At 52.6% G+C, this 1,112-nt stretch carries 1 protein-coding gene; it reads right to left on the reverse strand.

All coding sequences use genetic code 11. From position 1 onward, the window contains the following. Window positions 1-53 precede the first annotated feature (53 nt). The coding region (locus A7090_RS22950; protein ID WP_157941496.1) for an RNA-guided endonuclease InsQ/TnpB family protein at window positions 54-1,112 on the reverse strand (1,059 nt) is incomplete at its 5' end.

Genomic DNA, 1,112 nt, shown 5'->3' on the forward strand with positions numbered 1-1,112 from the left:
TTGACGTACTCCCCGCCCTAAAGGGCGAGGATTCTTGTTTCGCGGAGCCGAACCTAAGCCGCGTTAAGCGGTTTAGGATTTACAGGCTCTCCACAAGCTAACACGGCGAGTCCCGCCGCTTTTATATTACGGGCCGCGTTGATATCACGATCATGGTCTGCGCCGCATTCCGGGCATTGCCATTTACGAACATCAAGAGGCATTTTTTTCAGGGTGAAACCGCAGCAACTACAGCGCTTTGAGGACGGGAAAAACTGGTCAATTGCGACCACGGAGCGCCCAGCCCATTCGCCTTTGTATTGTAGCTGGCGCGTGAACTCGCCCCAGCTTGCGTCTGCTATCGCTTTGGATAGCGACGGGTTGCGGATCATGTTTTTCACTTTCAGGGATTCGACACAAACAACTTGGTTTTCGTTAATTAGTTTGCGGGTAGCCTTGTGCAAGGCATCCAGTCGGCAATCGGCAATTTTCGCGTGGAGTCGGGCCACCTTTAAGCGGGCTTTGGCGCGGTTCTTTGAGCCTCGGACCTTCTTGCTTAACCGGCGCTGGAGTAGCGCCAGGCGTGCCGCGTATTTAGCGGTATGGCGGGGATTGCCTTGTTTGAATCCGGTATCGGTGACGAACAAATCTTTTAAACCAACATCAATGCCGACCGTGGAAGCGGTGATCGGCAGTGATACAGGTTCAAACTCGCAAAGGCAGGACACGAAATATCGTCCAGCGGCATCTTTGGAAATGGTGATAGTAGACGGCGCAGAGGGTAATTCACGGCTCCAGCGCACATCTAACGGTGCTTTGCTCTTTGCCATGTACAACTTGCCATCGCGGTATTTAAACGCGGCATCAGTGAACGTAGCAGCCTGTTTATGGCGCTTGCTTTTGAATGTCGGGTATTTGGCGCGTCCGGCGAAAAAATTTGAGAATCCGGCTTGTTGGTGGCGCAAGGCTTGCTGTAACGGCACACTGGAAACGTCATTGAGCCAGGCAAAATCTGGCTCTTTTTTCAGTGCTGTTAAGCGAGCGCTGGCTTGTGTATAGCCTATCTTCTCCTGCCGTTCGTAGTACGCATCGGTGCGCCAACGCAGGATCGAGTTATAGACAAAACGCACACA

Origin of the sequence: Escherichia sp. MOD1-EC7003 (genome assembly GCF_002965065.1) — a bacterium.
In the GTDB taxonomy this organism is placed as follows: Bacteria; Pseudomonadota; Gammaproteobacteria; order Enterobacterales; family Enterobacteriaceae; genus Escherichia.